Source organism: Brevibacterium sp. LAARM2_SD2, assembly GCF_057364785.1.
The window spans coordinates 1-26175 of the sequence record NZ_JBNFOM010000036.1; the positions used below are offsets into that span (position 1 = coordinate 1).

The 26175-nt window shown below is 69.9% G+C and carries 17 protein-coding genes, 2 pseudogenes and 1 riboswitch; of the genes and pseudogenes, 12 read left to right on the forward strand and 7 right to left on the reverse strand.

Annotated features, from left to right (window positions below; all coding sequences use genetic code 11):
• Positions 1 to 207: 207 nt before the first annotated feature.
• From AC2W7K_RS16875 to AC2W7K_RS16885, 3 genes are all read right to left on the reverse strand, one after another.
• Positions 208 to 609 carry a hypothetical protein gene (locus tag AC2W7K_RS16875; RefSeq protein WP_140955347.1) on the reverse strand — a complete coding sequence of 134 codons (402 nt, stop codon included), beginning with the start codon at positions 607 to 609 and terminating at the stop codon, positions 208 to 210.
• Positions 610 to 864: 255 nt separating this feature from the next.
• Positions 865 to 2694, reverse strand: coding sequence for a phosphomethylpyrimidine synthase ThiC (thiC, locus tag AC2W7K_RS16880; RefSeq protein ID WP_137827063.1), 1830 nt, complete (start codon positions 2692 to 2694; stop codon positions 865 to 867).
• Positions 2691 to 2801, reverse strand: a riboswitch (TPP riboswitch). Its footprint overlaps the gene before it by 4 nt.
• A 617-nt stretch (positions 2802 to 3418) precedes the next feature.
• The gene (locus AC2W7K_RS16885) at positions 3419 to 4768 is read right to left on the reverse strand and encodes a M18 family aminopeptidase (protein ID WP_137827064.1); all 1350 of its coding nucleotides are present in this window, start codon (positions 4766 to 4768) and stop codon (positions 3419 to 3421) included.
• A gap of 245 nt (positions 4769 to 5013) precedes the next feature.
• On the opposite strand from AC2W7K_RS16885, the gene AC2W7K_RS16890 reads away from it, so the two are divergent.
• Positions 5014 to 6591, forward strand: a complete 1578-nt coding sequence (locus AC2W7K_RS16890) for a DUF1684 domain-containing protein (protein ID WP_232623820.1) — start codon at positions 5014 to 5016, stop codon at positions 6589 to 6591.
• Between the two features lie 152 nt (positions 6592 to 6743).
• Here AC2W7K_RS16890 and AC2W7K_RS16895 read toward each other — a convergent pair whose 3' ends face one another.
• Positions 6744 to 8738 carry a M13 family metallopeptidase gene (locus AC2W7K_RS16895; protein ID WP_137827009.1) on the reverse strand — a complete coding sequence of 665 codons (1995 nt, stop codon included), beginning with the start codon at positions 8736 to 8738 and terminating at the stop codon, positions 6744 to 6746.
• A 125-nt stretch (positions 8739 to 8863) separates the two neighbouring features.
• Here AC2W7K_RS16895 and AC2W7K_RS16900 point away from each other — a divergent pair, with 125 nt between their 5' ends.
• Positions 8864 to 9424, forward strand: coding sequence for a low molecular weight protein-tyrosine-phosphatase (locus AC2W7K_RS16900; RefSeq protein WP_137827010.1), 561 nt, complete (start codon positions 8864 to 8866; stop codon positions 9422 to 9424).
• Between the two features lie 89 nt (positions 9425 to 9513).
• The gene (locus AC2W7K_RS16905) at positions 9514 to 10158 is read left to right on the forward strand and encodes a copper resistance CopC family protein (RefSeq protein WP_137827011.1); all 645 of its coding nucleotides are present in this window, start codon (positions 9514 to 9516) and stop codon (positions 10156 to 10158) included.
• A gap of 234 nt (positions 10159 to 10392) precedes the next feature.
• Here AC2W7K_RS16905 and AC2W7K_RS16910 read toward each other — a convergent pair whose 3' ends face one another.
• The gene (locus AC2W7K_RS16910) at positions 10393 to 11136 is read right to left on the reverse strand and encodes a GOLPH3/VPS74 family protein (protein WP_137827012.1); all 744 of its coding nucleotides are present in this window, start codon (positions 11134 to 11136) and stop codon (positions 10393 to 10395) included.
• Positions 11137 to 11434: 298 nt separating this feature from the next.
• Here AC2W7K_RS16910 and AC2W7K_RS16915 point away from each other — a divergent pair, with 298 nt between their 5' ends.
• Genes AC2W7K_RS16915 through AC2W7K_RS16930 form a run of 4 tightly spaced genes read left to right on the forward strand, consistent with a single transcriptional unit; the run spans position 11435 to position 15776 of the window.
• The gene (locus tag AC2W7K_RS16915; RefSeq protein WP_486006440.1) at positions 11435 to 12523 is read left to right on the forward strand and encodes a glycosyltransferase; all 1089 of its coding nucleotides are present in this window, start codon (positions 11435 to 11437) and stop codon (positions 12521 to 12523) included.
• A complete protein-coding gene (locus AC2W7K_RS16920) occupies positions 12520 to 13722 on the forward strand; it encodes a glycosyltransferase (protein WP_137827014.1) in 1203 nt (400 codons plus the stop codon). Before AC2W7K_RS16915 ends, AC2W7K_RS16920 begins: the two co-directional genes overlap by 4 nt.
• Entirely contained in the window at positions 13719 to 14849 is a 1131-nt protein-coding gene (locus AC2W7K_RS16925) for a glycosyltransferase (protein ID WP_198500403.1), read from the forward strand. The genes AC2W7K_RS16920 and AC2W7K_RS16925 overlap by 4 nt, the downstream gene beginning before the upstream one ends.
• Before the next feature lie 3 nt (positions 14850 to 14852).
• Positions 14853 to 15776, forward strand: a complete 924-nt coding sequence (locus AC2W7K_RS16930; protein ID WP_137826811.1) for a galactosyltransferase-related protein — start codon at positions 14853 to 14855, stop codon at positions 15774 to 15776.
• Between the two features lie 3 nt (positions 15777 to 15779).
• On the opposite strand, the gene AC2W7K_RS16935 is transcribed toward AC2W7K_RS16930, so the two are convergent.
• Positions 15780 to 16724: a LysR family transcriptional regulator gene (locus AC2W7K_RS16935; protein WP_486006438.1), complete on the reverse strand. Its 945-nt coding sequence runs from the start codon at positions 16722 to 16724 to the stop codon at positions 15780 to 15782.
• Between the two features lie 77 nt (positions 16725 to 16801).
• Between AC2W7K_RS16935 and AC2W7K_RS16940 the strand changes: the two are divergent.
• Positions 16802 to 18555: pseudogene (locus AC2W7K_RS16940) on the forward strand (FAD-binding protein).
• Between the two features lie 769 nt (positions 18556 to 19324).
• Here the strand turns inward: AC2W7K_RS16940 and AC2W7K_RS16945 are convergent.
• On the reverse strand, positions 19325 to 20251 hold the full coding sequence (locus tag AC2W7K_RS16945) for an AraC family transcriptional regulator (protein WP_171007117.1): 927 nt from the start codon (positions 20249 to 20251) through the stop codon (positions 19325 to 19327).
• A gap of 382 nt (positions 20252 to 20633) precedes the next feature.
• Between AC2W7K_RS16945 and mhpA the strand changes: the two are divergent.
• The 4 genes and pseudogenes from mhpA to AC2W7K_RS16965 form a co-directional block, all read left to right on the forward strand.
• Positions 20634 to 22279 (forward strand): annotated as a pseudogene (gene mhpA / locus AC2W7K_RS16950) (bifunctional 3-(3-hydroxy-phenyl)propionate/3-hydroxycinnamic acid hydroxylase MhpA).
• A complete protein-coding gene (locus AC2W7K_RS16955) occupies positions 22276 to 23517 on the forward strand; it encodes an alpha/beta hydrolase family protein (protein WP_198500406.1) in 1242 nt (413 codons plus the stop codon). The pseudogene mhpA and the gene AC2W7K_RS16955 overlap by 4 nt, the downstream one beginning before the upstream one ends.
• A 55-nt stretch (positions 23518 to 23572) precedes the next feature.
• Positions 23573 to 25612 (forward strand): maleylacetate reductase and hydroxyquinol 1,2-dioxygenase domain-containing protein, encoded by a 2040-nt coding sequence (locus AC2W7K_RS16960; RefSeq protein ID WP_332839540.1) that lies wholly within the window; start codon positions 23573 to 23575, stop codon positions 25610 to 25612.
• A 374-nt stretch (positions 25613 to 25986) separates the two neighbouring features.
• Positions 25987 to 26175 (forward strand): hypothetical protein (locus AC2W7K_RS16965; RefSeq protein WP_486006439.1); only part of this gene is annotated, 189 nt, incomplete at its 3' end.

Below are 26175 nucleotides of genomic sequence, written 5' to 3' on the forward strand. Positions count from 1 at the left end.
CGGAGTGCGGATAGCGGGTGGTGCACCACCCGCTATCCGCACTCCGCCGTGATCCACGATGCGGACGGCTGCTGGACACAGGCGGTCGGGGCGGGCGTCAGTGCGCGGACGCGCGTGGGCGAGGGCACGGGCGTGCGCGCGGGAGGTTGTGCGTGTCCATGGGTCGGTGTGTGCGGGGCGGTGTGTGCGGCCGCTCGCCAGCGCCGGTCAGTAGATCCATCCGGGGATGATCATCGCCGGCACTCCGTAGAAGCCGGTGTTGAACATCTCGATGATGAGGAAGTGGACGACGATCGTCGCACACAGGCAGATCACGAGAGTGAGCGCGCTGCGCAGCGCCCAGTGGACTCGCAGGGCGAGACCGATGACGGTGGCGAACGCGGCCCCGGAGACCCACCAGCCGAGCAGCACCGGGATGCAGAAGAGTGCGACGAAGACGGGCAGCGGAATGATCGACCCCGCGTTCCACCACGCCAGCGCGTAGATGCCCACGGTGATCAGCCCCGTCACGAGGACGATGAGGTACGGGGCGAACCAGTCGAACGACGCCCGGAACGAGGGCTCCGCTGACTGGTTCGGAGCATGCGGCGCGGCGGGCTGAGTGGACACAGAGCGACCCTACCAGCGGTGGACGAGCACCGACCCGAGAGTCCGGGAACGAGACGCTGCCCGGGACCACCTCGGCGAGGTGGGAACTTCGCTCCCAGCCCGGGAGCACCGCGGCGAGGTGGGGCACTCCGATCTCACCCCGGCAACCGCCTCGGCGGGGTGAGGCACGCCGACCCCACCCCGCCGACACCCGCTGACCGGACCCCAGCCCAGCCCGGACCTCAGTCCTGCCCGGACCTCAGCCCTGCCCGGACCTCAGCCCTGCCGCGGACCGATCGTCGGTTCGGGCAGATAGACCTCACCGCCGGCGGCGAGGAACTCCCGGCTCTTGGCCTGCATGCCGGCGATCGCGGCCTGCGCCTCGGCGCTGCCGTACGTGTCGCGGATGTCCTGGGAGATGCGCATCGAGCAGAACTTCGGCCCGCACATCGAGCAGAAGTGCGCGGTCTTCGCCGGTTCCGCCGGCAGCGTCTCGTCGTGGAAGGACTCGGCGGTCTCCGGGTCGAGGCCGAGCGCGAACTGGTCGCGCCAGCGGAACTCGAACCGCGCCTTCGACAGCGCATCGTCCCGGGCCGTCGCCCCCGGGTGGCCCTTCGCGACGTCCGCGGCGTGGGCGGCGATCTTGTACGTGATCACCCCCGTCTTGACGTCGTCGAGGTCGGGCAGTCCCAGGTGCTCCTTCGGGGTGACGTAGCAGAGCATCGCCGTGCCGTACCGGGCGATCTCCGTCGCCCCGATCGCCGAGGTGATGTGGTCGTAGCCGGGCGCGATGTCCGTGACGAGCGGACCCAGGGTGTAGAAGGGGGCGCCGTCGCAGAGCTCCTGCTGGCGCTCGACGTTCTCCCGCACGAGATGGAGCGGAATGTGGCCGGGGCCCTCGACCATGACCTGGACGTCGTGCTCCCATGCCCGCTTCGTCAGCTCGGCGAGGGTGTCGAGTTCGGCGAACTGGGCGGCGTCGTTGGCGTCGGCGATCGAGCCGGGGCGCAGCCCGTCGCCGAGGGAGAACGCGACATCGTAGGCCGCGAAGATCTCACAGAGCTCGTCGAAGTGCGTGTAGAGGAAGTTCTCCTCATGGTGGGCCAGGCACCATCCGGCCATGATCGACCCGCCGCGGGAGACCATTCCGGTCACGCGGTCGGCGGTGAGCGGGACGTAGCGCAGCAGCACACCGGCGTGGACGGTCATGTAGTCGACGCCCTGCTCGCACTGTTCGATGACGGTGTCGCGGTAGATCTCCCAGGTCAGCGCCTCGGCGTCGCCGTCGACCTTCTCAAGCGCCTGGTAGATCGGCACGGTGCCGATGGGGATGGGGGAGTTGCGGATGATCCACTCGCGGGTGGTGTGGATGTCGTTGCCCGTCGAGAGGTCCATGAGGGTGTCGGCACCCCACTTCGCGGCCCACTGGAGCTTCTGCACCTCCTCGGCGATCGAGCTCGTCACCGCCGAGTTGCCGATGTTCGCGTTGATCTTGACGAGGAACGCCTTGCCGATGATCATCGGCTCGGATTCGGGGTGGTTGATGTTCGCGGGGATGATCGCGCGCCCGGCAGCGACCTCGGAGCGGACGAGTTCGACGTCGCACTGCTCGCGGATCGCGATGTAGCGCATCTCGGGGGTGATGATGCCCTGCCGGGCGTAGTGCATCTGCGTGACGGTGCGTCCGGGCTTCGCGCGCCGAGGCGTCCGGTCGGGCCCCTGCCACTGCTGGGAGGGTGCGCCGCGGCGGACGGCTGCCCGCCCGTCGTCCTCGATGAGGTGGCCGCGGGCCGCGTAGTCCTCGGTGTCGTCGCGGTCGGCGATCCACTCCGCGCGGTGCGGGGGCAGGCCCTGTTCGGGGACGGCGCCGGGCCCGACGGTGCGGTAGACGTGGACCGGCTCGTTGGGGCGGCCGTTCGTGTCGTCGAGGTCGATGCGGGTGACGGGCACGCGGATGCCGTGCTCACGGTCCTCGACCCAGGCCAGGGAATGGGTGGGGTACTGCTCGAGAGCGAAACCCGCGGGGGTGCTCGCGGAGTTCTCGGCCGGTGCCGTCGGGCGCGGGGCAACGGTGGGACGGGTGGTTTCTGGGGTGGGCGCAGTCATCTGCGATCCTCTCTTCCTCCGCCGGTATCAACCGGATCAGGTTCAACGGTCTCGAGCGGTCTCAGCTCGATCTCAGCCCTCTTCCGAAGGCCCCCGTGGGGTCACACAACGACTATCACGGTGTGGGCGCCGCCACAAAATCACCCGCGGCAGGTGTTCACTGCGCGAGACGGTGGACGCGCGGTCGCCCGATTTGGTGCCTCAGTTTCAGCGTGCCCAAGTGGACGCGCCCCAGTGGGTGTGCCCCGGTGGACGGGCTCCTGCCGACGTGCCTCGGTGGACGTGCCCAGCGGACGCGCCCTGGGGGAAGTACCCCAGTGGGCTCGCCTCGGATTCCTGCGCACGCTGGACGCCTGCGGCATCGTGCCTGCAGGCCTGCTTCCACGCGCATTGTGCGTGCGCGCCCCGCTCGCTGCGTCATCGTGCGTGCAGCATCGCGCCTCGGCGGACGCACTCCCGCGACTTCGCTGACGGGGTGTCTGCGGGCGTGCGCCGGTGCTCGTCCTCGGGGTGCTCGTTCAACGGCGAGCGTGAATATCGCCGCCTCGGCGAATCTGCCGGCGCTCGTTCAACACGGAGCGTGAATATCGCGTCTTTGGGGACGCGATATTCACGCTTCGTGTTGAGTGAGACTCAGGGGTGAGTGAGGCTCAGGGGTGAACGAGGCGCTGCGTTGAACGAGCAAGCGCTCGCCCCCTGTGTCGGCTCCCGCAGGCGCGGCGCCTCACGCCCCCTGGAGGAACGTTTTCGCGACCGCGCCGAGCGCGACGACGTCGCTGATCGCGCACATCTCCCGCGCCGAGTGCATCGAGTAGAGCGCCGGTCCCACATCGACCGTCGTCATGCCCATGCGGGTGGCCGTCAGCGGTCCGATCGTCGACCCGCACGGCACCGAGTTGTTCGAGACGAAGTCCTGGTACTCGACCCCGGCGGCTGCACAGGCGCGGGCCCACGTCGCCGTGCCGACGGCATCGGTGGCATACCGCTGCTGGGCGTTGAGTTTGAGCAGGGGCCCCGCACCCAGGCGCGGACGCACGTGCGGATCGTGGCGTTCGGGGTAGTTCGGGTGGGCGGCGTGTCCGGCGTCGGAGGACACGCACACCGAGGCGGCCAGTGCGGCGAGGTAGTCACTGCGGTTCGCCTCGGGGAAGAGGGCGGCGACGATCCGCTCGGTGACGTCGGAGAGGAACGGCCCGCTCGCGCCCGAGCGCGAGTTCGACCCCACCTCCTCATGGTCGAACCCGGCGAACAGGGCCACCGCATCGAGCGCCTCGGCGTCGAGGGACGTCATCGCGGTCACCCCGGCGTGGACGGAGAGGAGGTTGTCGAGTCTCGGGGAGGCGAAGAACTCGTCCGCGGCGCCGAAGAGCGCGGGCTCCTGCGCGGGGATCGTGTAGACGTCGTGGCCGACGATGAGTTCGGGGTCGACGCCGGCGGAGGCGGCGAGGATCTCGAGGACATCGGCCTCGGCGAGGTCGGCGAGACCGACGATCGGGGTCGTGTGCCGCTGCTTGTCGAGGGTGAGGCCCTCGTTGACCTGCCGGTCGAGATGGATCGCGAGCTGCGGGATGCGTGCGATCGCCGGCGTGTGCGCGAGGACGACGCTGCCGTCGGCGAGGCTGAGGCGCCCGGCGAGGGCGAGCTCCCGATCGAGCCACGAGTTGAGCAGCGGCCCGCCGTAGATCTCGACACCGAACTGGCGCACGCCTTCGGCGACGAACTCGTCACCGGGCTTGAGTTTGAACGCCGGCGAATCGGTGTGGGAGCCGAAGACCCGGAACGGGGGCACCGCCGAGGCGGTCGACCCGTTCGCGGTCGAATCGGCTTCCGCTGCGTCAATCCGCCCTGTCGGGGCCATCCAGGCGATGATCGCGCCGTCGCGGATGACGTAGTACCCGTGGCCGACCTCAAGGGTCCACGGCTGACGTTCGTCGAGTCGGGTGAACCCGGCGGCGTCGAAGCGCTCGGCCGCTGCGGCAGTGGCATGATAGGAGCTGGGAGAGGCCGTGACGAAAGCGGAGAGGTCGGCTGCGACCTGCGCGTTTGCTGTCTGATCCGTGGATGGAGTGCTCATCTGAACAGCCTATCCTTTGGGGTAGCTTCGACCACAGGGGCCGAAGCGCCAGCGGTCGCCCGAAGCGGACGATCAGCGGTCGTCCGACGTGGATGGTCAGCGGTCTCCCGCACCGGGCGGGCCGGCGGTCGTCCGACATGGACGGTCAGCGGTCGTCCGAACCGGGCGGGCCGGCGGTCGCCGAACGTCGACGGCCGGCGCGGACGAGCGTGCAACGACGAGTGAGAATGCGAGGAGTGTTCGACGTGAACCAATTCGTGGCCGAGTGGAATACGTGGCGGGACTCGCGGAACTCCTCGTTGGCGACGCCCTTCGGGTGGCTCAGCGTCGTCGGGCTCCACTGGCTCGACGAGGAGTCGACGTGGCCGGGAGCGCCGGGAACGTTCACCGTCGACGACGACGGCTGGGTCACCCTCGCGCTCGATCCCGGCACGAAGGCCGGCCCTGCGGCCGCGACCTTCGATCTGCTCAGTGCCCCCACCGAGGCGGCTCCCACCTCCCACGACCTCACCGACACCGGCCCCGGCACCAGGCCCGAGGCAGGCACCGATCCCCGTTCAGGCACCGACGCGGAATGGGAGTCCGGGTCGACGCGCACGGCCGTCCGCCTCGGCGCCGATGACATTCCGCTGCCGGAGTCTCCCCAGGTCAGGGTCGAGGACAACGGGTTCAGCGCGAAGCTGCCGACCGGCGGGTCGCTCGACTGGTTCACTGTCGGCCATGTCCTCTATGAGCTCATCGAACGCGGCGGTCGCCTCGGTGTGCGCATCCGCGACTCGAAGTCGCCGCTGCTCGCGAAGTTCGTCGAGGTCCCCGTCTTCGATCCGAACCGGGACTTCGTCTTCCTCGCCCGCTTCACCCCCTTCGACGAACCCGAGATCCGGCCGGTCGCCTCGGCGCAGGAGAACCTCACGCTCGAGACGATGCTCGTCGGCACCGTCACCTTTACCACGCCCGCCGGGGAGGTGTCGCTCGTGGCCTCGGGGTGCCCGGCGACGGGACTCCAGCTCGACTTCCACGATGAGACGAACGGGCGGTCGACGGCGGCGTGGCGGACCCTTGACCTCGGCATTCCCAACGCCGACGGGTCGCTCGTCGTCGACTTCAACCGTGCGGTCAACTACCCGTTCGCGTTCTCCGCGTTCGCAACCTGCCCGGCCCCGGTCGCCGGCAACGACGTGCCGTTCGCCGTCACCGCCGGTGAGCGCCGGCCCCCGTTCTTCTACTCAGAGGCCGGCATCAACGTGCCGTTCCTCTTCTACTCGTGGTGGGACGAGGACAGCGCCCGCGTGACCCGGCCGTGGTACGACCGGTTCGGGCTCGACATGACGATCCTCAACCCGAACGAGAACGATGAGGAGCAGTCCCTCGTCGGCTTCGACGGGGTCGCGATGTCCGGCGGCGACGTCACGCCGCTGACCCGGAAGGCCAGGTCGCGGCTCGTCAAGGTCGCCACCGACGCGCTGACCTCGCGCCTGCCGGTCATCGGGATCGGGGCGTACGCGGAGTTCCTCGTCACCGCCCAGCGGGAGCTGCGCGAACAGCAGGGATACGCCGAGGCGGCCCCGGAGATCCCCGCCCCCACGCCGGGTCGCCTGCAGATCGTCATGAACTCCGAACTCGATCCGCGGGCCGTCGGCCTCGACGTCGTCCACACGGATCCGACGGGTCTCATCGTCGCCGAGGTCGACCTCGAGCTGCCGCTCGAATCACGGTTCGCCGAGCTCGAGGAGTTCGCTGCCGCGCTGCGGGCGGGCTCGCCGATCGCCAGCTGGCAGGAGTTCGACTACCGGGTCGTCACGATGATCCGCCGCCACCGATGATCCGCCGCCACCGCTGAGCCGCGCGCGGGCCGGTGACCTCCGAGTCGGCCGGTGAACCTCGCATCGGCCGGCACGACCCCAGCAACACGAAGGGCGCTCAGCCACCCGGTGCAGGGTGGCTGAGCGCCCTCGAGGCTGCTGAGACCGGCCGCCTACCAGATGCTCACGCGCTGCTCGGGCGCGAGGTACATGCCGTCGGACTCCTCGACGCCGAACGTGTCGTGGAAGACCGTCATGTTCTTCACGACCTGGTTGCAGCGGAACTCCTCCGGCGAATGCGGGTCGATGCTCAGGCGGCGGATGCGCTCCTCGGTGCGCATCTTCGCCCGCCACGCCTTGGCCCACGCGGTGAAGAACGAGGCGGCCTCCTCCGGCGAGGGGGCGCGACCGAGTTCGAGTTCGAGGGCCTTCCACCCGATCGACAGACCGCCGAGGTCACCGATGTTCTCACCGACCGTGAGCGCGCCGTTGACGTGCTGTGAGGCCTCGAGCCCCGCGGGCACGAGCGCATCGTACTGGTCGATGAGCGCTGTCGTCCGCTCCTCGAAGCGCTCGCGGTCCTCGGCCGTCCACCAGTCGACGAGGTTGCCGTCGCCGTCGTAGCGCGAGCCCTGATCGTCGAAGCCGTGGCCGATCTCGTGGCCGATGACCGCGCCGATCGCCCCGAAGTTCGCCGCGACGTCACCGTCGGCGTCGAAGAACGGCGGCTGGAGGATCGCGGCGGGGAAGACGATCTCGTTCATCACCGGATGGTAGTACGCGTTGACCGTCTGCGGCGTCATCAGCCACTCGGTGCGGTCGATCTCCTTGCCGATGCGCCCCACCTGGCGGGCGTGCTCGGCGCGGGCGGCCCGCCGGACGTTGCCGACGAGGTCACCGGCGTCGACCGTCGCGGGGTAGTCGCGCCACACCTCGGGGTAGCCGACCTTCGGGGTGAACTTCGAGAGCTTGACGAGCGCGCGCTGCTTCGTCTCCTCGCTCATCCAGTCGAGCTCGGTGATCGACTTCTCGTACGCCTTGATGAGCATGGCGACGAGGTGGTCGATCGCCTCCTTCGCCGCCGGCGGGAACTCGGCGGCGACGTAGAGCTTGCCGACCGCCTCGCCGAGGAGGGACTCGACGAGCCCGACCCCGCGCTTCCAGCGCTCCCGGAGGGCAGGCGTGCCGGAAAGGGTGCGGGAGTTGAAGTCGAAGTCCTCCTCGACGATCTCGTCGGTGAGCAGCGCGGCGTTCGCCGAGAGCACCGACCAGCGCAGCCACGTCTTCAGGGTGTCGAGGTCGGTCTCAGCCCACACCGTGACCATGCCCTCGACGTACGAGGGCTGACCGATGATGACGGTCTCGAGCTCGCCGTCGGCATCGGCGGTCAGGGCGGACAGCCACGCATCGAAATCGAAACCCGGGCCGATCTCGCGCAGCTGGTCGACCGTGTACTTGTTGTAGGTCTTCTCCGCATCGCGCGTGGCCACTCGGTCCCAGTGGTGGCGGGCGAGTTCGGTCTCGAAGGCCATGATCTTCGCGGCCACCTCGGCGTCGGAGAGCCCTGCCGCGGTCCCGAGCCCGCCGAGCGCGGACATCTTCTGCACGTGCGCGAGGAACTTCGCGCGCACCTCGGCGAAGTCGTCGTTGAAGTAGTAGTCCTCATCGGGCAGGGAGATCCCGGCCTGGACGAGGTAGAGGGCGTAAATGTCGGAATCCTTCGCATCCGCGGTGACGTACCCGCCGAGCAGACCGCCGATGCCCTCGGTCTCGAGTCGGCCGAGGAGGTTCGCGAGCTCCGACTTCGATTCGGCGGCGTCGATCGCGGCGAACGTCGACTCGAGCGGGGTGACGCCGAGGCTGTTGATCCGCTCAAGGTCCATGAACGAGGTGAAGAGGTCGGCGACCTTCTGGCCTTCGGTGTCCGGCTCCTGCGGGGTGTCGGAGACGGACTCGATGATCTCGCGGACCTTCGTCTCCGCGGTGTCGAAGAGCTCGCGCATGGCACCGTCGCCTGCGCGATCGTCGGGGATGGTGAAGCTGTCGATCCAGCCGCCGTTGGTGTGGCGGAAGAGGTCGTCCTGCGGGCGGACGGAGCTCAGTTCGGCTGAGGCGGCGGCGTCCGAGGGCTCCGGATCGGCCGGTGCATTCGCAGTTTGTGATGTCATGGTGCAACAGTATCGTGACCGACGATGGGCATGGGCTGAGAAGTTCGCCGCGGGCCCGAGACCGCGGTGCCGTGGCGTCCGCGGGGCGATTGCGCCCATCGTGCCCGCTGAGAAGGAGGAGAAGTATGACCGCACCGTCCGTGGTGTTCGTGTGCACCGGGAACATCTGCCGCTCCGTGACCGCCGAACGCGTGCTCGAGCATCATCTCGAGGCCACCGGCGCCGAGGCGGTCGTCGACTCCGCCGGGATCAGCGACGAGGAGGACGGCAACCCGATCGATCCGCGGCAGGCGCGGGTGCTCGCGGCCGCCGGCTACCGCACCGACGACCACGTGGCCCGGCAGATCACGCCCGAGTGGCTGGCCGACCGGGACCTCGCCGTGGCGATGACCGCCCGCCATTATCGGGCGCTCGCAGCGATGATCGCCGACCTGCCCGCCGAGGTGCGTCCGGAGCTGCGGATGCTCCGCGAATTCGATCCGGAGGCCGGTGACGGACCCCGCCGAGGCGGCACCGGGGCCTCCCACGGAACCGGGCACCGCCTCGGCGAGGTGCCGGCTCCCGACGTCGCCGATCCGTGGTACGGGGGTCAATTGCAGGATTTCGAAGAAACTCTTGAGACAATGGAGAGGTCAGTGCCGGGAATCGCCGATCACCTGCACGCCAAGGCCGCGGAAACTCGGTGATCCCGCCGAGGGCCGCAGCGATGGTCCGATACTCCGACCGACCATGCGGTCGCCCACAAACCATGGCAAACGTTGAAGGAGAAACACGTATGACTCGCACACAGAGGTCTGCTCTCAGGCTCGTCTTCGCCGCGCTCGTCGTCGCCGCCATGAGCGTCTTCGCGGCCTCCCCGGCCAGTGCACACGACCAGCTGATCTCGACGAACCCCGAGGACGGGGCACAGCTCGACGAGCAGCCCAAGTGGCTCGAGATGGATTTCTCCGGTGAGATCCAGCAGGTCGGCACCGAGGTCAAGGTCATGGTCGACGGCACCGACGTCTCCGCAGGCGAGCTGACCACCGAAGGCAAGAAGCTGACCGTGGCGCTGCCCGACAACCTCAAGCCCGGGGCGTACAACGTCGTGTGGCGTGTCGTGTCCTCCGACGGCCACCCGATCTCCGGCGACTACTCCTTCACGATCGGCGACGCCGAGGGCGCCGGCGGCTCCGTCGAGCAGACGACGCAGGCCGGCCTCGGCGGCGCAGTCGTCGACAACCCCTCGGAGACCCCTGAGGAGCGCGGTCAGATCGGCGAATCGACGAGCGCTGACTCGGGCATGTCGATGCCGATGATCATCCTGCTCGCCGTCGGAGCGCTCGCGATCATCGTCATCGTCGTCCTCCTCATGCGCCGCAAGGCCCAGGGTCTGCCCGGCACGAAGAACGACGGAAACGGCACCGGCTCGGGTCAGTGAGCTGAGCCCGCCGCACCGCAGTTCCCCGGACGCATCGTCCGGGGAACTGCTGCATTCACCGGCAGATCCACCCGCAGCTCTTCCCTCGCCGAGGCGGCGGAACGGTCGTCGATCAAGGCGCAGTGCGGATAGCGGGCCGTGCACCGCCCGCTATCCGCACTCCGCCGTGATCCACGATGCGGACGGCGGTCGGACACTGGTGGCCGGTGCGCCGGATGGGTGGGGACGCGGGGTTCAGAGTCCGATCTGGGCGGCGATGCGGGTGCGGCGCTCGCCGCCGGCGATGACCTTCTCCCGTCGCGCCTCCCCGGATTCGGCCGCTGCCCTCCTGGCGGTCACCTCGGCGACGTCGAGGACGGCCTTGACCGAGGGAGTCGCCCATCCGGCCATCGCGATCTGCTGGACGTGCCCGGCGATCGCCGAGTTCCACGGTAGGGACGCCGACAGTTCGGGGAGCACCCCGGCGGCAGAGAGCAGTGCGATGATCGTGCCCGTGCGCGCATCCGGGCGCACGCGTCCCTCCATCACCGCCGCCAGCGTTTCGCACAGCTGCTCCTCGGGCTCGGGATCGACGACCCGCCACGACATCGTCGGGATGATGAAGAGGAACTTCGCGGTGTGCTGGGTGAGGATCCCGTGGTTGGAAAGCCGCACGAGGAGCACATCGTCGAGCCGCGGCAGCAGGACCGGGAGCACGTCGGCAAGCGGCCTAGCGTCCTGGCCGAGGAGCGCGATGACGTTGACGAACATCGGATCGTGGGGGCGCGGCACCTCGGTGGCGCGGATGAGCGGCGCATGCGGCTTCTCACCGGGGAGGACTTCGATGAACCCGGCCTCGATCATGTCGACGAGGAGACCGCCGGTGAGCACGCACTCGAGCGCCGGGGAGAGCTCCGGGATCTGCCCGCTCGGCGGCAGCAGGAGAAGCATGAGGTCCTCGGAGATGAGGAGGTCTGGGCGGGGCGATTCGGCAGTCATGGGCTCATCCTTGTCCGGAACGTCCCCGAAGCCGCGACGCGCCTTCCGCTGGGACACATTCCCTTGTCAGGCAGTGTAGCCCTCCGGCGTCGGAGAGTCAGTCGTCAGTCGCCACACGGAGGGCCTGACAGGACTCTTGCCGCCGACTTGTTTACTGTGTAAGGTGAAATTTCGTCCGGGTGGGATCAGAAATCCGGCAAATGCCGCATACCGCGATTACCTCATTTCATGACAGCGGTCAGTGCTGTCGTCTGCGACGAGTCCGAACCAGCGAAGGAGTGTCATTGTCATGCGCGCGATGAAAGTGCTCTCCATTCCCCACCGGCACCCGTACGTCGAGGCGATCACTGAGCACGCGGCGGTCACTCTGGTCCCTGCACCCCTTCCGGGCGGCGCCGATGCGCCTGCCGGGTACGCGCAATTCGATATGGACAATTGGATTTCCGGACAATTCGAGACATTCGATATCGTCCATGTGCATTTCGGATTCGAATTGGTTCCGCACGCAGTCCTGCGTCGCTTCGTCGACGACCTGCGCCGCCACGAGGTCCCGCTGCTCGTCACCGTTCACGACCTCGACAACCCCCAACTGCTGCCGGCCGGCCAGGCCGAATTCCATCGCCGCCTGGAGCTCCTCGTGCGCAGCGCAGCGCGCATCATCACGCTCACCCCCGGGGCGCAGGCGGAGATCGCCGACCGCTGGCACCTCGACGCCGAGGTCATCGCCCATCCGCCTCTGGGCAGTGGTCTGCCTGCGGGCAGAGAGGATGTCGGTAGTGATCGGGTCGGCACACCGGCGAGCGCGCCCGCGCGATTCGCGGTCGGAGTGCTCGTCAAGGATGCGCGGCCGAGTGTCGACCTCGACGGGATCGCCGCACTCGCACGGACGCTGCACCAAGATGACGAACTCCGGGAGGCCACGAGCCTCACAGTGCTCAGGCGGCCGGTGGTGCGCCAGGGCAGGGAGGCCGAGGTCGCGCGCCTGGCAGCTGTGCTCGCGGAGACGGGAATGCCTGCCCCGGTGGTCGCCGAGCGGATGAGCGACAGTGAGCTCGAACAGTGGCTGGCAGACCTCGACTGCCTCGTCCTTCCCTACAGTCACGGCACGCATTCGGGTCTGCTCGAACTCGCGAACGACCTCGGCACCATGGTGCTCCACTCACCCATCGGGCACCTGTCCGAGCAGCGGCCGGGGCAGAACATCTCCGTCGACTTCCACGACCGGTCCGCATTGACCGGCGCGCTGCGTCGGGCGGCGGAGCGACCGCCTCTGCGCCCGATCGCACCGGCAGCGCACCGCGCGGCGCTGGCCCGGGTGAGGAGCGCGCACACAGAGATCTACCGGGCCCTGGCGGCGATGAGCACAGCGGGGAGGGCAGGCGCATGAGGATCCTCGTCATCGCCGACTACCGGTACCCGCTGCGCGAACCGCTGCGAGGCGGACTGGAGACGCACGTGTGGACCCTCGTGCGCGAGCTCGAACGGCGCGGACACCACGTCACCCTTGCCGCGAAGTCCGGTTCCGACTTCCTGGAGAACTCGCCGCCGGAGCTCATCTATGACGACCTCGCCTGGCCTCCGGGCGCCCGCCGCAGCGACTCGTCGCTGCCGCGGGAGATCGAGGACCATCAGCGCGCCTCCCTCGAGGCGGTCATCGACTACCTCGCCGCCCATCCGACGCAGTTCGACGTTGTCCACAACCACGCCGTGAGTGCGCTGCCGCTGTCGCGCGCGGCCGCGCTCGACGTTCCCGTGTTCACCACGCTGCACACGCCCCCGCGCCTCGACCTCGTCAACACGATCGACCCCGCGCAGCGCGGCCGCGTCTTCACCGTCTCCGGCTACGCACAGGAGTCCTGGGCGAATGCCGGAGTCGACACCACGGTCGTGATGAACGGCGCCGATGCGACGGTCTGGCCGCTCGGTCCCGGCGGTGACCGCCTCTGCTGGTTCGGACGACTCGTCCCCGAGAAGTACCCGCATGTCGCAGTCGACGTCGCCAACCGCCTCGGCGCGAGACTCACGCTCATGGGGCCGGTCGGCGACCCGGACTACTTCGCCGACTACGTCGCACCGGCGATCGCCCGCTCGCACGGGCGGGTCGACTACCTCGGCTGCCTGAGTCAGCGGGAAACGGCGCACATCGTGGGAGGGAGCGCGGCTACATTGGTCACGCCGATGTGGAACGAGCCCTTCGGCCAGGTCGTCATCGAATCCCTGTTCTGCGGCACTCCCGTCGTCGCCCTCGATCGGGGAGCCTTCGGCAAGCTCTACCGCTCGGTGCCCGGGGTGACTCTCGTGCCGACGGCGATGTCGGACGACGAGCAGCTCGCGGCGATGGCCTCAGCCGCCCACGACGGTCTCCGGGCCGGGGGCGAGCGAGCAGGGATCGCCGCCCGGCGTCGCCTCCGGGACTACGCGGTATCTCACTTCAGCGTCAGCTCCGTCGCCGACACCCTGCTCGGGCACTTCGCCGCAGCGATCCGTGATCCCGAGCGGTTCGGGACCGTCTGGGAAGGGCGTGCGCCGGTCGATGAGGATGCCGTGGCCGCCACGACCTATGCCCGCACCGGAGCGGCCGGATGATCGGCTGGTACGTCCACCATCATGGGCACGGTCATCTGCGGCGGATGATCGCGGTGCTGCCGCATCTCGACGATGACGTCATCGTCTTCTCCTCACTGCCGCGGCCATCCGCTCTGCCGACGCCGCGATCGGGGAGCGTCACCTGGGTGCAGCTCGAGCCGGACACCGCGCCGGGAGTCGACCCCGCCGATCCCACCGCCGGCGGCAGTCTGCACTGGGTCCCGACGAACATCACGGGGCACGCGCAGAGACTGGCGACGATCGCCGGCTATGCCCCCGAGCTGACGGCCATGGTCGTCGACGTGTCGTGTGAGGTCGCGATGCTCTCGCGCCTCCTCGGCCTGCGGGTCGTCGTGGTCGCGCAGGCCGGAGAGCGCACCGACGTCGCACATCGGCGGTGCTTCGAACTCGCCGAGGCGATCATCGTGCCGCTGCCGGCTCCCACCGTGAGGACGGGTCAGGCGTATGCGGCGGCCGTTCCCCACGCCTTTCGGTTCTCGGCCACGACACGATTCACCGGCGGGATCTCAGCGACCCGACCGGTCCCGAGCGAGGGCGCGAGAGCGGGCTGTCTTCTCCTCGGCTCGCGCGGCGGCTCGACCCTCGACGGGGATGCGTTCGCGGCGCTGCGAGCGGGCAGTCGTCACTCGTGGTCTGCGGTCGGGCTCGACGATGCGACGTGGACCGCTGACATCCTTCCGCGGCTGCGAGCCGCGCGCGTGGTGCTCAGCAATGCAGGTCTCGGCGCGATCGCCGACGTGATGAGCGCCCGCACTCCGGCGATCTTCGTGCCCCAGACGCGCCCGTTCGGCGAACAGGACGCCAACGGTGTGCTGCTGCGAACGCTGGGGTTCCCCGTCCTCGCCGGCAGCGACGTCGGTCCGGATCTCGATGATGTGCTCGCCGAGGCGGCCGACCGTGAATTCCCCTGGGAGGCATGGCAGATCGGCGGGGCTGCGGAACGCGCGGCCGAGGTCATCGACGGAGTGTCCCAGCCCCCGACACGGGTCGCTGGGGGAGCGGGACGCTCGCTCGCCGCCCCGTCGGCTGCCTCACCGACCGGTCCGTCCACCCCGCCATCGACACCGACGCCCACCCCGACCGCCGCCTCGGTGCCGGGTGACTGACCTATGCCGCAACCGCGCACGGTGATCGTCAGCCTCGCCTCCCCGGACCGGTTCGCCCGCATCCGCCGCCAGCACGAGGCTCTGATCGGCTTCCACTCAGAGCGCTTCGACGCCGGCACCCTCGCGCACGTCGTGAGCGTCTTCCCGTCACAGCGATCGGGCAGCGACGACAGTGTGGGGCGCGCCGGCGACGGGCTGCCGGGCATCGACCTGCCGGGCATCGACCTGCCGCCGACCGTCGACACCGTCCGCGTCGAATCCGCCACGGGTCGGGCCCCGCTGGCGGCTGCGCGCAATGCCGGTGCCCGCCGGGCCGCCGACCTCGGCGCGAGTCTGCTCGTCTTCCTCGACGCCGACTGCGTGCCCGGCCCCCGACTGCTGCTGCGTTACGAAGCGGCGACCGTGCCGGATCGCCTTCTCCTCGGGCCCGTCACCTACCTGACCGCGGAGGAGACGGCCGCCCTCGACGACGCCGTCGCGATCACCCCGCACCCCCATCCGGCACGCCCGGACCCGGCCGACGGTGAGGTCATCGACGTCGCCTCCGACGCGCCCCCGGACCCACAGGACCCGTATGCGCTCTTCTGGTCGCTGTCGTTCGCCTGCCGGCCCGAGCTCTACGCCCGCCTCGGCGGATTCCACGAGGGCTACGCGGGATACGGGGCAGAGGACACCGATTTCGGCTTCACCGCCCGACGTCACGGCATCGGGCTGCGCTGGGTGGGCGGTGCTCACGCGTTCCACCAGTTCCACCCCGTGAGCTCCCCGCCGATCGAACACGTCGCCGACATCGTCGCCAACGCCCGCGTCTTCCATTCCCGCTGGGGTCGCTGGCCGATGGAGTCATGGCTCGAGCGGTTCCGCGCCGCCGGCCTGGTCACCTACGACGCCGGTGTGGGCTGGCAGGTCGTGTCGGTCGGCGCCTGAGGCTCAGCCGCCCGGCAGCAGTCGGACGTAGGGGGCGAGGCCGGTGCCCTCGGCGGCGAGGCGGCCGGCCGTGTCGAGGATCGTCGTCTCCATCGCCGAGGCGGCGGCCGTGGCCCGCACATCCGCGCGGGAGGCGAGGCTGACGGTGCGCGAGAGGTGCGGATCGGTCAGCCGGATCGAGCGCAGGCGCGGACGGTCGACGAGGACCATCGCGGGGACGATCGCGAGCCCGAGGCCGCGTTCGACGAAGCGGAGGACCGCGTCCATCTCGGCTCCCTCGACGACGACGCTCGGGTCGAGGCCCGCGGCGTCGAAGGCCGCCGAGGTGGCCTCCCGGAGGTCGTACCCGTGATGGAAGACGACCTGGGGACGGTCGGCCACCTCGGCGAGAGTGATGCTGTCACCCACGGATTCCCAGTGGTCGGCCGAGGTGATGACGACGAGGTCCTCGCGGAGGACCTCCTGGGTGTGCAGGCGCGGGGTGAGCGCGCTGAGGTCGACGGTGCGGGTGATGAGGGCGAGGTCGAGCTGCCCCTGGCCGAGCGCCTCGACGAGCTCGCGCGAACCCTTCTCCATGACCTCGAGCTCGATGCCGGGGTGGTCGGCGTGGAAGCGGCTGAGCGCCTCGGCGACGAGGCTCACGCACAGCGTCGGGGTCGCGCCGAGGCGGACCCGGCCTGTGCGCAGACCGGCGAGTTCGTCCATGTCACGGCGGATCGCCTCGGCGTCGGCGAGCATCCTCCGGGCGGTCGGGAGGAGGGACTCACCGGCCGCGGTCAGGGTGATGTGACCGCGGGCGCGGTGGAAGAGCTCGGCGCCGAGCTCCTTCTCCAGCGTCGAGATCTGCCGGGACAGGGACGGCTGCGCGAGGTGGAGGGCTGCGGCGGCCTTCGTGAAATGACCGGTGTCGGCGACCTCGACGAAGCTGGCGAGCTGTTCGAGATTCATTTCAATAGTCTATCGCTATCGTGATGAGTCAAACAATGCATTGGACGTATCGTATAGGCAAACCTAACGTGGAAGTCATGAGTACAGCACAGGGCAATGCCCGGATCAAGGAACACTCACTGTCGACCTCGGTGCTCGTCATCGGCACCGGCGGATCGGGCCTGCGTGCGGCCATCGAGGTCGCCGAGGCCGGCGTCGACGTCATCGCCGTGGGCAAGCGGCCCAAGGACGACGCACACACCTCGCTCGCGGCCGGCGGCATCAACGCCGCGCTCGCGACGATGGACCCCGAGGACAGCTGGCAGCAGCACGCCGCCGACACGATCAAGGAGTCCTACGACCTCGCGAACCCGCGCACCGTCGAGATCGTCACCCAGGGTGCCGAGCAGGGCATCGCCGACCTCGAGCGCTACGGCATGAACTTCGCGAAGGAGGACGACGGGCGGATCTCGCAGCGCTTCTTCGGCGCCCACACATGGCGGCGCACCGCCTTCGCCGGGGACTACACGGGCCTGGAGATCCAGCGCGCGCTCATCCACCGGACCGAGGAGCTCGACATCCCGGTCCTCGACACCGTCTACATCACGAAGCTGCTCACCGCCGACGGCCGGATCTTCGGCGCCTACGGCTTCGACCTCGTCGACGGCACCCGGTACCGGATCCACGCCGACGCCGTCATCCTCGCCGCCGGCGGGCACAACCGGATCTGGCGCCGCACGTCCTCGCGCCGCGATGAGAACACCGGCGACTCCTTCCGTCTCGCCGTCGAGGCCGGCGGTCGCCTGCGCGACGCCGAGCTCGTCCAGTTCCACCCCTCGGGCATCATCGAACCCGAGAACGCCGCGGGCACCCTCGTCTCCGAGGCGGCCCGCGGGGAGGGCGGCATCCTCCGCAACGCCCTCGGCGAGCGGTTCATGGAGCGCTACGATCCCGAGCGGATGGAGCTGTCGACCCGTGACCGCGTCGCGCTCGCCGCGTACACGGAGATCGCCGAGGGCCGCGGCACGGCCAACGGCGGCGTGTGGCTCGACGTCTCCCACCTGCCGCGAGAGACGATCATGTCCCGCCTGCCGCGGGTCTACCAGACGCTCATGGAGACGCAGATGCTCGACATCACGAAGGAGCCGATCGAGATCGCTCCGACCGCGCACTACTCGATGGGCGGGGTGTGGGTCGATCCCGTCGACCACAGCACCGACGTCGAAGGGCTGTGGGCGATCGGCGAGGCCTCGTCCGGGCTGCACGGGGCCAACCGCCTCGGCGGCAACTCCCTCATCGAGCTCCTCGTCTTCGGGCGCATCGTCGGGCAGTCGGCGATCGCGTACTCCGATGGTCTGAGCGCGCAGGTGCGGTCGGCGGAATCCGTCGCCGAGGCGCGCGCTGAGATCGATGATCTCCTCGCCTCCGATGGGGCGGAGAACGTCCGGGCGCTCCAGCGCGAGGTGCGCAACCTCATGACCGAGCACGCCGGTGTCGTCCGCGACGAGGCGGGTCTGCTGGCCGGGCTGGAGAAGCTCACGGCGATCGAGGCGCGGATGGCGACGTCGGCATCCACCCCGACATCGCCGGATTCTCCGACCTCGCGCACGCCTTCGATCTCAAGTCGTCCGTGCTCGCGGCCCGGGCCACCCTCGAGTCCGCGCTCGAGCGGCGCGAGACCCGCGGTGCCCACAACCGCAGCGACTACCCGGAGCTCGATCCGGCGATGCGGGTCAACCTCGTGTGGTCCCCGTCGACGGGTGTCGTGCGCGAGGAGATCCCGGCCGTCGACCCCGAGGTCGCCGAGCTCATGGGCGGAGAGATCAGCCAGGAGGGCAAGCTCGTCGAGTGAGGGTGAGTGGGCCGAATCCGGGGCCGGGCCGAGTCCGACCGGGAAGGGCCGAGTGAGCTGAGTTGGGCCGCCTGCATGAGGTGTTCGTGCGGGCGGCCCCGCCGTTCTGAGGAAGATTCATGGCGGCCACCTGGATTGTGTGGAAGGTTCATGGCGGTCGCCCGGGTTGTGCGGAAGGTTCATGGTGGAATCGGCGCTGAGATCGCCATGGCGGCGGCGCACAATCACCGTGGATGTGGCGCAGACCCTCGCCTGCCGGAGCCGCAGACTCCGCGATCAGCCCCACTCGCTCGGTATGACCCTCCGCCCCAACCCCGCTCCGCAACCAGCGCGCCGGTTCAGCCCACGCGCTGGGCACGACCCTCAAGCCCAACACCGCCCCGTGGCCTCGACAGGATTCTGCGGAAGGTTCATGGCGGCCACCTGGATTGTGCGGAAGGTTCATGGTGGAATCGGGCCTGAGATCGCCATGGAGGCGGCGCACACTCACCGTGGATGTGGCGCAGACCCTCGCCTGCCGGAGCCGCAGACCCCGCAGACCCCGCAGACCACCCCCACTCGCCGGTCACGACCCTCCAGCCCAACACCGCCCCGCAACCAGCGCGCCGGTTCAGCCCACGCGCTGGGCAAGACCGTCCAGCCCGACACCGCCCCGTGGCCCCGCCGTTCTGCGGAAGGTTCATGGCGGAATCAAGCCTGAGATCGCCATGGCGGCGGCGCAGAATCACCGTGGATGCGGCGCAGACCCACCGCGTGGCCGCGAGCCCCCTCAGCGCATCGCGCGGGTCTGCGAGGGACGCTCGCCGAAGAGCCGGGCGTAGGCCGCGGCGAAGCGCGACGGGTGGGAGAAGCCCCAGCGGAAGGCGATGTCGCTGATCGCGGTGTCGCTGCCGAGGATGTCGGTCCGCGCGGCGTGCAGGCGCTCCTTCTGCACGTGGGCAAGAGGTGAGACGCCGAGCTGCTCGCGGAACGCCCGCTGCAGGGTGCGCACGCTCAGCCCGGCCGCCTCGGCGATCCCGGTCACGGTGAGCGGTTCGCCGAGGTGGTCGGCGATGTGATCGAGGGCGAGGCGGACCCGCTTCGTCGTCGCTGGGCCCGCGGGGTGAGCGTCCATCGTCTCGGGTTCGCCGGCACCGAGGTCGGGGTGGCCGAGGACGAGCTGGGTGAGCAGCATGTCCTCGAGGGACTTCGTCATCAGCGGAGACATATCGGCTCCGGCCCGTCCCTCGGAGACGAGTCCCTCGAGGGTGCCCAGCCACGCGCCGAACCCGGCGCCCAGCCGGAAGGTGTGGGTGCGGAATCGTGGCGCTGCGGGCGCTGCGCGCCCGAGCAGGGTCTCGGCATGGGCGCGCAGCACCGCGGCGTCGACGCGCAGATGGAGCTGATCGTAGTCGGGCCGCAGATTCATGCGCACCCGTGCGCCGGGGACGAGGATCGCCGCACTGGCAGCCGGCGTCACCGCGACCGATTCGGATCCGATGTCGACGCGCGCCCCACCGCGGCGGGCGATGAGGAAGCCGAGGTAGTCCTCGTGCTCGGGCACATCGACGTCGACCTCCGTGCCGAGGGAGAACTGGACGAAGCGCAGGCGCTCAAGATCGAGCTTCCAGACTTCGGGTTCGAACGCGCGCTGATCCACGCCCAGCAGCCGATGCGGGCTGAGCGAGCGACCGACGTCGCGCTCGAATTCGTCCACGCCTCCAGGCTTCGTCACCCCGGTCATGGTGCCAGATCCTACCTGCGATCCCTGATCAGACGGTGACGGCGACCGAAGAGTGACCCCGCGCAGCGGCGTCGGCCACCGGCGCGGAGGAGCCGCCGCTGCGATTCGTGTCGCGAATCGGCCAGAGGTGTCGCAGATCGTGTCGAAGCGGGCGCGCGGGCTTCCTATCGTGATGGCACGGTTCGATCCTCAGCGGTCGGCAGCGCAGCCGCGGCAGTTACGGCAGCGCAGCTGCGGCAGCCGCGCCGCAGCCGCTGCAGCCGCGGCAGCCACACCGCCCGTCGACGTTCCGGCGTCGCGTTCGCCGACCGGCCCGGCACGGATCGAACACCCTCTCAGTCACGAAGGAGTGCACATGAGTACCACCGCCCACACCGATTCCGCCGCCGAGACCACGTACGACGTCGCCGTCGTCGGATACGGCCCCTCGGGACTCGTCCTCGCCTCGGCGCTGGGCCGACGCGGCCACCGCGTCATCGTCGTCGAACGCTGGAAGACCCTCTACGGACTCCCGCGGCTCAACCACATCGACGGCGAGGTCGCCCGCATCATCCAGAACGTCGGTGACATCGACGTCGCGCTCAAGGGCGCCGAACCGGCCGACGAGTACGTCTGGCGCAACGGCGAGGACCACAAGCTGCTCACCGTCGACTGGTCGGGCGAGTCCTCGGGCTACGCGGCCCACTACACGATGTACCAGCCCGACATCGAGGACGCGATCGACGCCGACATCAAGACCCGCGACAACGTCGACGTCCTCCAGGGCTGGAAGGCCATCGACCTGAGCCAGGACGCCGACGGGGTCACCCTGCGGGTGCGCCAGTGGGACAGGCACGATCCCGAGCAGTGGGATCACGGCGAGGACGACCGGGTGATCCGGGCGAAGTACATCGTCGGCGCGACGGGGCCAACAGCTTCGTGCGCACGAGTCTCGGCATCGAGCGCGACGACCTCGAATCCGATGATGTGTGGCTCAACCTTGACACCGAGAAGCTGCGCGACCTGCCGGAACGCTACTCGACGAGCACGCAGTACTGCGACCCCATCCGCCCGAACATGTCGATGCCGATCGGCGCCACGCGCCAGCGCTTCGAAGTCGCCATCCTCCCCGGTGAGAGCCAGGAGGAGGCCGCGACCGAGGAGTACGCGTGGCGCTGGTTCCGGGAACGGCACAACCTGGGCCCTGAGGATGTGCGCATCCTCCGCCAGATCGTCTATATCTTCTCCGCCCGCACCGCGGTCCGGTGGCGCGACGGCCGCGCCTTCCTCATCGGCGACGCCGCCCACACCATGCCGCCCTACATGGGTCAGGGTGCGTGCTCGGGCATGCGCGACGGCCTCACCCTGGCATGGAAGCTCGACCTCGTCCTCCGCGGGCACGCCGACGACGCCTTCCTCGACACCTACGAGACCGAGCGCCGACCCCACGTCGCGGCGATCCAGGCCGGCAGCGTCGCCCTCGGCGACATCGCGAACACCCTCGACGTCGAGGTCGCCCGTGCCCGCGACGAGGCGTTCTTCGCCGGCGAGGAGCTCGACGCGCCTGCGTTCCCGATCCTCGAGGCCGGTTACCTCGCCGGCGGTGAGCAGCCGCACGCCGGGACGCTGACCCCGCAGGGTGAGATCGAGAAGGACGGCCGCACCGCGCTCTTCGACGACATCATCGGCAACCCGCTCAACCTCGTCACCGTGGGCGATCCCGCCTCGGTGCTCTCGGCGGAGCAGTTCGATCGCCTCGCCGAGGTGGGGGTCGCCGTGGTCTCCCTGACCCCGGGCACACCGTGGTCGGTGACCGATGTGGCCGGCACGTACCGTGACTTCTTCGCCTCCATCGACGCCGAGGCGTACATCGCGCGCCCCGACTTCGTCGTCTTCGGCACCGGGTCGATGGCCGAGGTGCCTGACCTCGTCGAGGACATGCTCGCCCAGCTGCGAACCGACGCGACCGCGTCCGCGAGTGCGGCGACAGAGGAGCGGGCCGACACCGAGGCGGTGGCGTGACGGACGACGAGCACCGAGGCGGTGGCGGCGTGACGGTCGACCACCGCCGAGGCGGTGGCGGCGTCGACGACCAGCGCAAGGAACTCGCCGCGCACTGGCGAGCGATGCCCGCGCAGCGCCTCCTCGACGGCGGCATGGTCCACGGCGACGTCCTCCGACTCGAGGCCGCGACCGATGCCCTCACGCCGTGGGATGATGCCGCCGAGCACCTCGGCGAGGCACAGCTCGCACGTGCCGAGGCTGCCGCGAGCGCAGGACATGACCGGACGGCGATCGAGGCGTATCGCGCGGCCGTCGCGGACTTCCTCTTCGCCCAGATGCCGCTGCCCGACGGGCCGCGGAAGACCGCCCTCTACCTCCGGGCGCGGGAGGCCCTGGCAGCGATCGCGGCGATCCCGGGGTCGGGACTCAGCCGCGTCGAGGTGCCCTTCGGCGCCGGGGCCCGCGATTCCGGCTCGGATGCGGCTCGGCCAGGCAGCACCGGCACCCTCGTCGGATGGCTGCTCTCACCCGCGAACCCGCGCGCGAGCGTCATCGTCTTCGGCGGGCAGAGCGGGTGGGGTGCGACGTACCTGCGGATGGCCGACGCGCTCGCGGCCCGCGGCATCGCCACCCTCATGGCGGAGGGGCCGGGACAGGGCGAGAGCAGGATCGTCTCGGGCATCAACCTCGACGTCGACGTCGCCGCCGCGTTCAGCGCGTTCGTCGATGCCCTCCTCGACCGGCCCGAGCTGGCCGGCAGACCGGTCGGGATCTGGGGCAACAGCCTCGGCGGGACCTTCGCCGCCCTCACCGCCGTCGCCGATCACCGGATCACCGCCACCGTCGTCAACGGCGGATTCGCCCGACCCCGCCTCCTGCCGTTCCACACCTTCCGCGCGCAGGCGGCGGCCATGCTCGGCACCGCCGACGAGGCCGCGCTCGAGGCGAACTTCGCCCGGCTCGCGTTCGACGTAGCGACCGACCGGGTGGCCGGGGGCATCCTCGTCGTCCACGGGGGCGCCGACCCGATCGTCGACCGTGACGATCAGACCCCGTTCCTCGCCGCCGCAGAGGACGCGACGCTGCTCGAATGGCCCGGCGGCGACCACACGATCTACAACGACAGCGAAGCCCGCACCGCCGCCGTCGCCGACTGGCTCGCCGACCGCCTCGGTGCCGGTGATGCCACCGCAGCCGCGGACCACCCATCCGCAGCGGCTGCCTCGTCCACCTCGCCGCCTCCCCACGACCCCTGACCACCCGGACCATCCCCACGGCCCTATGACCCCGACCACCCCAGAGGAGAACCCCATGTCCACGACTGCCGCCCCGACCCTTCCCGCCACCGGCTTCAGCCACGCGAGCGCCGCCCAGCGCGTGCACTTCGGCACCGGCGACGGGCGACAGCTCCTCGCCGAGGAGGTCGCGCGGATCAACGCGAACCGGATTCTGTTCGTCGGCACTGAGTCAGCGCAGGCCAGGGCGGCAGGCATCCTCGGCGATCTCACCCCTGCTGCGACGTTCGCCGAGGTGGTCCAGCACGTGCCAGTCGAGACGGCCGAGGCCGCGCGGGCCCTGGCGACCTCGAGCGGTGCCGACCTCGTCGTGTGCGTCGGCGGAGGATCGGCGACCGGGGTCGGCAAGGCGATCGCCCTGACCCATCGGGTGCCGGTCATCGCGATCCCGACGACGCTCGCGGGATCGGAGGCCACCGACATGTGGGGCCTGACCGAGGCGGGCGAGAAGGTCACGGGGGTCGATCCCGTGGTCCTGCCCGAAGCCGTCATCTACGACACCGATCTCATCGCCGAGGCGCCCAGGGACCTGCTCGTCGCCTCGGCGCTCAACGGCGTCGCGCACTGCGTCGACGCGCTGTGGGCACCGCGGGCCGACCCGATCAACGCGGCCACGGCGACGACCGGGCTGACCGCGTTCGCCCGGGGTCTCGAGCCCTTGGCCGCCCCGAGCTCTGAGGGGTCGGCCGAATCCGGGCCCGTGACATCAGCCGTCGCCCTCGACCTCGCCTTCGCCGCCTACGAGGCGGGAGTGGCGTTCTCCTCCGCCGGGTCGGGCCTGCACCACAAGATCTGCCACATCCTCGGCGGGTCGTTCGGGATGCCGCATGCCCAGACCCACGCCGTCATCCTGCCCTACGTCGTCGCCGTCAACGGCCCCTTCGACACGGCGGCGATGGACCGCATCGCCGACGCTCTCGGGGTCGAGGACGGACTCGTCGGGCTCGTCGACCTCAGGGACCGCCTCGGCGGACCGACGTCGCTGAGCGAACTCGGGTTCGCTGCCGAGGACATCGCCCGGGCCGCCGAACTCTGCACGGCCGCGGTGCCGCCGTCGAACCCGCGCACGGTCGCTCTCGACGCGATGACGGCCCTGCTCACGGCGGCGGTCGAGGGACGGGATCCCGCCGAGCTGCGGGCACAGCTGTCACCGGAAGCCGGCGACGCCGCGGCGCAGGCCGAGGTCGAGCGCGACGTCGTCGACCGGGTGGTCCGCTCGTTCGACGAAGCCCCCGATCCTCGGCTCAAGCGGGTGCTGCAGTCGCTGACGACGCACGTGCACGACTTCATCCGCGACGTCCGCCTCACGGAGGAGGAGTGGCAGGCGGCGATCGACTTCCTCACCCGCGCCGGGGACATCACGACCGATGTCCGGCAGGAGTTCGTCCTCCTCTCCGATGTCTTCGGCGCCTCGATGCAGACGATCGCGGTGAACAATCCGGCGGTCGGTGAGGCCACCGAGGCGACGGTGTTCGGTCCGTTCTTCGTCAACGATGCGCCGCTGATCGAACTCGGCGAGGACATGTCCGGCGGCGCCCACGGTGAGGCGTGCTGGGTCGAGGGACGCGTCACCGATGTCGACGGCAACCCCCTGGCCGGGGCCCGGATCGAGGTGTGGGAGGCCGACGACGACGGATTCTACGACGTCCAGTACGACGACGGCCGGGTGGCTGGGCGTGCGCACCTCTTCACCGACGACGATGGGAACTACCGGTTCTGGGCGGTCAAGCCGACGCCGTACCCGATTCCCAGCGACGGGCCGGTCGGCGCCATGCTCGACGCCGTCGGGCGCTCGCCCTACCGTGCCGCGCACCTGCACTTCATGGTCACCCACGATGATGCGCGCACCCTGGTCACCCACATCTTCGTCACCGGGGATGAGCTGCTCGGCTCCGACTCGGTGTTCGGGGTCAAGGACTCGCTCGTCAAGGACTTCAACGCGCACTCCGGTGACGAACCGACGCCCGACGGCCGTGACCTCGACGGTCAGCCCTGGCACGACGTGCGCTTCGACATCGTCCTCGCCCCACCGAAGGATGGAACGCCAGCTGTGTGAGGCTGATTGAGGGCGGGGGCCGTGGCCGCCCCTGGAATTGAGCCATTGTGCGGAAGGTTCATGGCGGCCGCTTGGGTTGCCCCTGCCATTGTGCGGAAGGTTCATGGCGGCCCCTTGGGCTGCCCCTGCCAGTCTGCGGAAGGTTCATGGTGGATTCGGCGCTGAGATCGCCATGGGGGCGGCGCAGAATCGCTGTGGACCTTCCGCACTTCGCGATGATGCGGGGCCGGGGTGTGAAAAGTGCGTTAGGACCTGTTAAGACGGCGTAAAGATCGGGCCTCGCAGCCGGCGGCGGCATGTGAGATGGGTGAGTACCGCAGCTGGAGCGTGCTGAGAACGCGGCAGCTGCTCGACCGGACTCACGAAAGTTAGACATGGACGCCCCTTACGCCGACTTCCTCTTCCTCCTGCTCATATTCGCCGGGGTCGCCGGACTCGCCGCCTTCGCGAAGGTCGTCGAGTCGGTGACCGCGCAGGGCACCCCCGCCGTCGTCACCGCTGATGCCGCGGCCCGTCCCGCCGAGGCGACCGCCAGCGACCGCGCGGCCCGTCCCGCCGAGGCG